Origin of the sequence: Salsuginibacillus halophilus, assembly GCF_003014715.1 — a bacterium.
In the GTDB taxonomy this organism is placed as follows: Bacteria; Bacillota; Bacilli; order Bacillales; family Marinococcaceae; genus Salsuginibacillus; species Salsuginibacillus halophilus.
On sequence record NZ_PYAV01000019.1, the window covers coordinates 25,938 to 34,797 of the forward strand.

Annotated in this window: 6 protein-coding genes; all 6 read left to right on the plus strand. The window is 49.2% G+C overall.

From position 1 onward, the window contains the following. Positions 1-52 precede the first annotated feature (52 nt). The 6 genes from rpoC to tuf all read left to right on the plus strand — a co-directional run bounded on the left by rpoC (position 53) and on the right by tuf (position 8,509). The gene (rpoC, locus tag B0H94_RS14330; RefSeq protein ID WP_106589948.1) at positions 53-3,673 is read left to right on the plus strand and encodes a DNA-directed RNA polymerase subunit beta'; all 3,621 of its coding nucleotides are present in this window, start codon (positions 53-55) and stop codon (positions 3,671-3,673) included. A gap of 76 nt (positions 3,674-3,749) precedes the next feature. Then, entirely contained in the window at positions 3,750-3,998 is a 249-nt protein-coding gene (locus tag B0H94_RS14335; protein ID WP_106589949.1) for a 50S ribosomal protein L7ae-like protein, read from the plus strand. 122 nt (positions 3,999-4,120) lie between these two features. After that, complete coding sequence (gene rpsL, locus B0H94_RS14340) at positions 4,121-4,543, plus strand: 30S ribosomal protein S12 (protein ID WP_106589950.1); 423 nt, start codon at positions 4,121-4,123, stop codon at positions 4,541-4,543. A 43-nt stretch (positions 4,544-4,586) separates the two neighbouring features. Further along, complete coding sequence (gene rpsG / locus B0H94_RS14345; protein WP_106589951.1) at positions 4,587-5,057, plus strand: 30S ribosomal protein S7; 471 nt, start codon at positions 4,587-4,589, stop codon at positions 5,055-5,057. A gap of 63 nt (positions 5,058-5,120) precedes the next feature. Further along, positions 5,121-7,199, plus strand: coding sequence for an elongation factor G (gene fusA, locus B0H94_RS14350; RefSeq protein WP_106589952.1), 2,079 nt, complete (start codon positions 5,121-5,123; stop codon positions 7,197-7,199). Positions 7,200-7,318: 119 nt separating this feature from the next. Continuing rightward, positions 7,319-8,509 carry an elongation factor Tu gene (gene tuf / locus B0H94_RS14355; RefSeq protein WP_106589953.1) on the plus strand — a complete coding sequence of 397 codons (1,191 nt, stop codon included), beginning with the start codon at positions 7,319-7,321 and terminating at the stop codon, positions 8,507-8,509. Positions 8,510-8,860 lie beyond the last annotated feature (351 nt).

Sequence of the window (8,860 nt, forward strand, 5' to 3'; positions counted from 1 at the left end):
ATTGTGCGTATTGTTCGGACAACCTGAAAAGTTGGAAAGGGAGGTTGACCCCTTGATCGATGTCAATAACTTCGAATACATGAAAGTTGGTCTTGCTTCGCCTGAAAAGATCCGTTCTTGGTCTCACGGCGAAGTTAAAAAGCCAGAAACAATTAACTACAGAACGTTGAAACCGGAAAAAGACGGCTTGTTTTGTGAACGCATTTTTGGTCCAACCAAAGACTGGGAGTGCCACTGTGGTAAATACAAGCGCGTGCGCTACAAAGGCGTTGTCTGTGACCGGTGCGGTGTAGAAGTTACCCGCGCCAAAGTCCGTCGTGAGCGCATGGGGCACATTGAACTGGCAGCGCCGGTTTCACACATCTGGTATTTCAAAGGCATTCCAAGCCGGATGGGCCTTGTGCTGGATATGTCGCCGCGTTCTCTCGAAGAAGTGATTTATTTTGCTTCTTACGTTGTTACAGAAACAGGCGATACACCGCTTGAATACAAGCAGCTCCTTTCAGAAAAAGAATACCGCTCCTATTACGATAAGTACGGCCGCGGTTTCAGTGCACAGATGGGTGCTGAAGCGATTCGCAAGCTCTTGGGCGATATTGACCTCGAAAAAGAGGTAGGTATGTTGAAAGAAGACTTGGAAACCGCGCAGGGACAGCGTCGTACCCGTGCGATCAAACGCCTGGAAGTACTAGAAGCCTTCCGTCATTCCGGTAACAACCCGGCCTGGATGATCATGGATGCGCTCCCGGTCATTCCGCCGGAGCTTCGTCCGATGGTTCAGCTGGACGGCGGACGCTTTGCCACGTCCGACTTAAACGACCTGTACCGCCGCGTTATTAACCGTAACAATCGCTTAAAGCGTCTTTTGGACCTTGGTGCACCAAGCATCATTGTGCAAAATGAAAAGCGGATGCTCCAGGAAGCGGTAGACGCTATGATCGATAACGGCCGCCGCGGACGTCCGGTAACAGGGCCAGGTAACCGTCCACTGAAATCCTTGTCACACATGTTGAAAGGTAAACAGGGACGTTTCCGTCAAAACCTGCTCGGTAAACGTGTTGACTATTCCGGTCGTTCCGTTATCGTCGTTGGCCCTAGTTTGCAGATGTATCAGTGTGGTCTGCCAAAAGAAATGGCGCTCGAACTGTTTAAGCCGTTTGTCATGCGCGAACTCGTCCGTCGTGGCGATGCACATAACATTAAAAGTGCAAAGCGCCGGGTAGAACGCGTACAGCCGGAAGTATGGGATGTGCTTGAAGAAGTCATTAAAGAGCACCCGGTTCTTCTCAACCGTGCACCGACACTTCACCGCCTTGGAATCCAGGCGTTTGAACCGGTGCTTGTTGAAGGCCGCGCCATTAAGCTTCACCCACTCGTATGTACGGCTTATAACGCCGACTTTGATGGTGACCAAATGGCTGTTCACGTGCCGCTCTCTGCTGAAGCACAATCAGAGGCACGCATCTTAATGATGGCTGCCCAAAACATCCTTAACCCGAAAGATGGCAAACCGGTTGTTACACCATCCCAGGATATGGTTCTTGGTAACTATTACTTGACGATGGAGCGCAGTGATGCCAAAGGCGAAGGTATGATCTTTAAAGATACTGCTGAAGCCCTGGCTGCTTACCAAGATGGTTATGTGCACTTGCACAGCCGTGTGGCACTGCCAGCTGGATCGCTCAATAAATCTGCTTTCTCTGAAGAGCAGAACCAAAAGCTTCTCGTAACAACGATCGGTAAGCTTATCTTTAACGAGATTTTGCCGGAGTCGTTCCCGTATGTAAACGAACCGACGGCAGAAAACCTTGAAAAAGCGATTCCAGAAAAGTATCTCTTGGAACAGGAAACGGATGTACGCCAAGAGATTGCAAGCCGCGATACCGTTTCGCCGTTTAAGAAAGGCTTTCTTGGAGACATCATCGCGGAAGTCTTTAAAAACTTCCAGATTACCGAAACGTCCAAAATGCTTGACCGCATGAAAGACCTCGGTTTCTATTACTCCACAAAAGCTGGAATTACGGTCGGCGTTTCCGACGTTGTAGTTCTTCCGGATAAGCAGGAGCTGCTTGATGATGCTGAAGAAAAAGTCTCTCGTGTGATGAAAAACTTCCGCCGCGGTTTAATTACCGAGGAAGAGCGTTATAACAACATCATCGGTATCTGGGGCGAAGCCAAGGACACGATCCAGGAACGCTTAATGGGTACGCTTGATGAGACAAACCCAATCTTTATGATGAGTGACTCCGGTGCACGTGGTAACGCGTCGAACTTTACGCAGCTCGCTGGTATGCGTGGTTTGATGGCTAACCCATCCGGACGAATCATTGAGCTTCCGATCACGTCCAATTTCCGTGAAGGCTTAACGGTTCTTGAATACTTTATTTCGACACACGGTGCGCGTAAAGGTCTTGCCGATACCGCCTTGAAAACAGCGGACTCAGGTTACCTCACCCGCCGTCTTGTTGATGTTGCCCAGGATGTCATCGTCCGCGAAGATGACTGTGGCACAGACCGCGGCTTGAACGTCTCCGCGCTTCAAGAAGGTGTCGAAGTTATTGAAAATCTGCACGATCGTCTTGTTGGCCGTGTCGCATTTGAAACGGTGCGCCACCCTGAAACAGATGAAGTGCTGATCCGCCAAGGTGAGCTGATGCACGAAGATGATGCGAAAACGATTGTTGATGCTGGAGTCAAAAGCGTTAACATCCGCTCCGTGTTCACGTGTGATACGCACCACGGTGTATGTAAAAAGTGCTACGGTCGTAACCTTGCAACAGGCTCCGACGTTGAAGTCGGCGAAGCTGTCGGCATCATCGCCGCGCAGTCGATCGGTGAGCCGGGTACCCAGCTGACAATGCGTACATTCCACACCGGCGGGGTTGCCGGCGACGATATCACGCAAGGTTTGCCGCGTATTCAGGAGCTCTTTGAAGCCCGTAATCCGAAAGGTCAAGCAACTGTCAGCGAAATCTTCGGTACGATCAAAGATATTCGCGAGCATTCAGATAAGAAGGAAATCGTTGTGCAAAGCGACATTGAATCCCGGACGTACACTACAGCGTACGGCGCGCGGATGAAAGTGGAAGTTGGCACAGAGGTAGAACCTGGTTCACCGCTTACAGAAGGTTCAATCGATCCGAAAGAACTTCTTAAAATCTGTGGCATCCAGGCTGTTCAAGATTACCTCCTGAAAGAAGTACAGAAAGTTTACAGCATGCAGGGTGTTGAAATCGGCGACAAGCACGTCGAGGTCATGGTCCGTCAAATGCTGCGTAAGATCCGCGTAACTGACTCTGGTGAAACGGATATTCTTCCGGGCACACTTGTTGAAATGAAAAACTTCAACGATGCCAACGTCGGTGTACTTGAAGACAAAGGTCAGCCGGCCGTTGGTGCACCAGTCATTCTCGGTATCACAAAAGCGTCCCTTGAAACCGACTCCTTCTTGTCGGCAGCATCTTTCCAGGAAACAACACGTGTCCTGACCGATGCCGGAATCAAAGGGCGCCGCGACGAACTACTCGGCTTGAAAGAAAACGTGATTATCGGAAAACTTGTTCCGGCAGGTACCGGTATGATGCGCTACCGCCAGCTTGAAGCGAACAAAGGCGATGGTGAGGTCATTGAAGCCGGTAGTACCGCAGGTGAAAAAGCAGTTACTCAGGAATAAAAATAGTGTTGACATCCACTTGAACCAGTGATATTATGTCTAAGTGCGCCTAACACCTGTCCTTTGGAGGATGTCGATGTCTTATGAAAAAGTGACACAGGCCAAAGAAGTGATTATCGGTTCGAAACAATCATTAAAAGCTTTGGAGGCGCAAGCAGTGTCCGAAGTCATTGCGGCCGAAGATGCTGAGCGCAATATTATAAACAACGTCATCACAGCTGCTGAAGCAGAGCAAGTTCCTGTGCAATGGGTGTCTTCAAAAAAGAAACTCGGCAGGGCATGCGGCATAGATGTCGGAGCGGCAGTTGTCGCACTGAAAAAGTAGTTCTGTTTTTGCTCCGGTGAGGGGGCGCAGCCCCCTCCTGGACGCAAAAACTTTACTTTTGTCTTTGTTTGAACCACCTGGCTCGGTGGTCTTGATTACTACGATCGAAAGGAGGAAACAACATGCCTACTATTAACCAATTGGTACGCAAAGGCCGTGAGTCTAAGCAAAAGCAGTCTGACGCGCCGGCGTTGAACAAAGGTTATAACAGCTACAAGAAAATCCAGACGAACCAGTCTGCCCCACAAAAGCGCGGGGTTTGCACACGTGTCGGTACAATGACACCGAAGAAGCCGAACTCGGCCCTTCGTAAGTATGCTCGTGTTCGTTTGACAAACGGAATTGAGGTAACTGCCTACATTCCTGGTATCGGCCACAACCTGCAGGAGCACAGCGTTGTTCTTTGCCGCGGCGGCCGTGTTAAGGACCTTCCGGGTGTACGTTACCACGTTGTGCGTGGCGCACTAGATACAGCTGGTGTACAAGACCGTAAGCAAGGCCGTTCGAAGTACGGTACGAAGCGCGGTAAGAAGAAGAAGAAGTAATGCATGTTTAATGTGATTTAAAAACGAAAGGAGGAATGGCGCTATGTCTCGTAAAGGTCCAGCACCTCGCCGGGAAGTTCTGCCAGATCCGCTTTACAACTCGAAATTGGTGACTCGCCTTGTGAACCGTATTATGCTCGACGGTAAAAAGGGTAAAGCACAAAACATCCTTTATAAATCCTTCGAAATTGTACGGGAGCGCAGCGGTGAAGATCCAATGGAGATTTTTGATCAGGCTCTGAAAAACGTTATGCCTGTTCTTGAAGTTAAAGCACGTCGTGTTGGTGGCGCTAACTACCAGGTACCGGTAGAAGTTAAACCAGATCGTCGTACAACGCTTGGATTGCGTTGGATTGTAAGCTATTCACGTCTTCGTGGTGAAAAAACCATGGAAGAGCGTTTGGCAAACGAAATTCTCGATGCAGCAAACAACACAGGGCAAGCTGTCAAAAAGCGTGAAGATACGCACCGCATGGCAGAAGCGAACAAAGCATTCGCTCACTACCGCTGGTAAGTACAGCCTCCTGTATAAATTAAAGAAACCACTCTTCGATGGAAGAAAGGAGAAAGTAAAGCTATGGCAAGGGAGTTCTCCTTAGAAAAAACGCGTAACATCGGGATCATGGCTCACATTGATGCCGGTAAAACGACAGCCACGGAGCGTGTTCTTTATTATACGGGCCGCATCCACAAAATTGGGGAGACCCACGAAGGGGCTTCCCAAATGGACTGGATGTCTCAGGAGCAGGAGCGCGGAATCACGATCACTTCCGCGGCTACTTCCGCTTCTTGGAGAGACCACCGTATTAATATTATTGACACGCCGGGTCACGTCGACTTTACTGTAGAAGTTGAGCGTTCCCTCCGCGTTCTTGACGGCTCTGTAGCTGTTCTTGACGCACAATCTGGTGTAGAGCCACAGACAGAAACTGTGTGGCGCCAGGCGACAACATATCATGTACCACGTATTGTTTTCATCAACAAGATGGACAAAGTCGGTGCAGACTTCATTTACTCTTGTGGCACAATCAAAGAGCGCCTTGGCGCAAATGCACAGCCAATCCAGCTGCCAATCGGTGCAGAGGATGAGTTCGAAGGTATCATCGACTTAATTGATATGCAGGCATTCTATTACACGGATGATCTCGGTACACGTACTGAAGCGCGCGAAATTCCTGAAGAATATCAAGCGCAGGCAGAAGAGTACCGCGAGAAGCTTGTTGAAGCTGTTGCTGAATTCGATGAAAACTTGATGATGAAATACCTTGAAGGTGAAGACATCGAGAAAGGTGAGCTTAAAAATGCAATCCGTACAGGTACATTGAACGTTGAGTTCTTCCCGGTACTTGCAGGTTCTGCATTTAAGAACAAAGGTGTTCAGCTCATGATTGATGCTGTTATCGATTACTTGCCTTCCCCGCTGGATGTTCCGGCGATCAATGGTATTTTGCCTGATACAGAAGAAGAAACAACACGTGAAGCAAGTGACGAAGGGCCGTTCTCTGCGCTTGCATTTAAAGTTATGGCAGACCCTTACGTTGGTAAGCTAACATTCTTCCGCGTATATTCCGGTCAGCTAAGCGCTGGTTCTTACGTACGTAACTCCACGAAAAACAAGCGTGAACGTGTTGGTCGTATTCTTCAGATGCACGCCAACCACCGTGAAGAGCTAAACACGATTTACTCTGGTGAAATTGGTGCAGGTGTCGGCTTGAAAGATACATCCACAGGTGACACACTCTGTGATGAAAAAAATCAAGTTATCCTTGAAGCTATGGAATTCCCTGAGCCGGTAATTAAGCTTTCGGTTGAACCGAAATCAAAAGCCGACCAGGACAAAATGGGTATGGCACTTGCAAAGCTTGCAGATGAAGACCCGACATTCCAGACGCATACGGATGAAGAAACCGGTCAGACGATCATCGCAGGTATGGGTGAGCTTCACCTTGATATCATTGTTGACCGTTTGAAGCGTGAGTTTAAAGTTGATGCAACAGTCGGTGCACCGCAAGTATCTTACCGTGAAACGCTTCGCACAACTGCAAACGTTGAAGGTAAGTTCGTCCGTCAGTCCGGCGGTCGCGGTCAGTACGGTCACGTTTGGGTTGAGCTTGGCCCGAGCGAAGAAGGTGCAGGCTTTGAATTTGAAAACAAAATCGTCGGTGGTGTTGTACCGCGTGAATACATTCCGTCTGTACAACAAGGTCTTGAAGAATCAATGCAGAACGGCATGCTTGCAGGCTACCCATTGATTGATGTAAAAGCTAAATTGTTCGATGGCTCCTACCACGATGTTGACTCCAACGAAATGGCGTACAAAGTTGCGGCATCCATGGCGTTGAAGGAAGCGAAGAGCCATTGTGATCCAGTACTTCTTGAGCCGCTCATGAAAGTAGACGTCATCGTTCCAGAAGATTACATGGGCGACGTTATGGGTGACATCACATCCCGCCGTGGTCGCGTAGACGGCATGGAAGCACGCGGTAACGCACAGCACATCAAAGCTTTCGTTCCGCTTTCTGAAATGTTCGGTTACGCAACTAACTTGCGTTCAATCACGCAAGGTCGCGGAAACTACTCCATGTTCTTTGATCACTACGCAGAAGTACCAAAGAGTATTTCTGAAGAGATCATCAAGAAGAACGCTGGCGCATAAATCACTTGATTTTGATTGTCACAGCATGGCATCTATTGTAAGCTGAGGAAGGTGGGCAGGTTTGTCTTACCTTTCCTGCTTCTATAAAAAATTACCTGAAATTAAGGGAGGAAATATCCATGGCAAAAGAAAAATTTGACCGGTCGAAAACGCACGCGAACATTGGCACAATTGGTCACGTTGACCACGGTAAAACAACTTTGACAGCAGCAATCACAACTGTACTTCAGAAGCGCTCCGGCGAAGGTGAAGCTATGGCATACGACGCAATCGACGGTGCTCCAGAAGAGCGTGAGCGTGGGATCACTATCTCCACTGCACACGTAGAGTACGAAACTGAAAGCCGTCACTATGCACACGTTGACTGCCCAGGCCACGCTGACTACGTTAAAAACATGATCACTGGTGCTGCACAGATGGACGGTGCGATCCTAGTTGTATCCGCAGCTGACGGCCCTATGCCGCAGACTCGTGAGCACATCCTGCTTTCCCGTCAGGTTGGCGTACCAGCAATCGTTGTATTCCTTAACAAGTGCGACATGGTCGACGACGAAGAGCTACTTGAACTCGTTGAAATGGAAGTACGTGACCTTCTTTCCGAGTACGACTTCCCTGGCGACGATCTTCCAATCGTACAAGGTTCTGCGCTTAAAGCTCTTGAAGGCGACGAAGGCTACGAAGACAAGATCATCGAATTGATGGCTGCAGTTGACGAGCACATCCCTACACCGGATCGTGACAAAGACAAGCCATTCATGATGCCTGTTGAGGACGTATTCTCCATCACTGGCCGTGGTACAGTTGCGACTGGCCGTGTTGAGCGTGGTGTCCTAAACGTAGGTGACGAGATCGAAATCATCGGTATCGATGAAGACGCTCGTAAAACAACAGTTACTGGTGTTGAGATGTTCCGTAAGCTTCTTGATTATGCAGAAGCAGGCGACAACATCGGCGCGCTTCTCCGCGGTGTAAACCGTGAAGACATCAAGCGTGGTCAGGTACTTGCGAAGCCTGGCAGCATCAAGCCTTACACAAAGTTTAAGGCTGAGGTTTATGTTCTTTCCAAAGACGAAGGTGGCCGTCACACACCATTCTTCGAAAACTACCGTCCACAGTTCTACTTCCGTACAACGGACGTAACTGGCGTTATCAACCTTCCTGAAGGCGTTGAAATGGTAATGCCTGGCGACAACGTTGAAATGACAGTAGAATTGATCGCACCAATCGCGATCGAAGACGGCACGAAGTTCTCCATCCGCGAAGGTGGCCGTACAGTAGGCGCCGGCGTTGTTGCTGAGATCATCGAGTAGTTTCTTAAACCATAGCTAGCTAGCTCGAAAACCCCCGGGGACGCCCGGGGGTTTTCTTATGGAGTTGAGAGAGTGAACGCCCAACCGGAGAGTCCGAACGCCCAATCATAGAGGAGCAGTCTTCAGTTAAGTGGCACCTTCCTATAGTGGCCTATTATATAGAAGAAACTCGTCATTTGAAAACTGGAGCGGCCGCCCCCAGAAATGGAGCGCAGATCGCGGAAAATGGAGCAGGCGCAAGCAAGTTGGAGCGTGATGGACTCCTGTCAATAAAGTGGACACTATATGCCACAGATTGGCACATTTATAATTGCAATCTGCTGCTTAATTTTCTCAAAAAACGGGGCTCTC

Bases quoted from the DNA above. Each gene is read 5' to 3' on its own strand.
- B0H94_RS14335 (WP_106589949.1), top strand. From the start codon at position 3,750: ATGTCTTATGAAAAAGTGACACAGGCCAAAGAAGTGATTATCGGTTCG.
- rpsL (WP_106589950.1), top strand. From the start codon at position 4,121: ATGCCTACTATTAACCAATTGGTACGCAAAGGCCGTGAGTCTAAGCAA.
- rpsG (WP_106589951.1), top strand. From the start codon at position 4,587: ATGTCTCGTAAAGGTCCAGCACCTCGCCGGGAAGTTCTGCCAGATCCG.
- fusA (WP_106589952.1), top strand. From the start codon at position 5,121: ATGGCAAGGGAGTTCTCCTTAGAAAAAACGCGTAACATCGGGATCATG.
- tuf (WP_106589953.1), top strand. From the start codon at position 7,319: ATGGCAAAAGAAAAATTTGACCGGTCGAAAACGCACGCGAACATTGGC.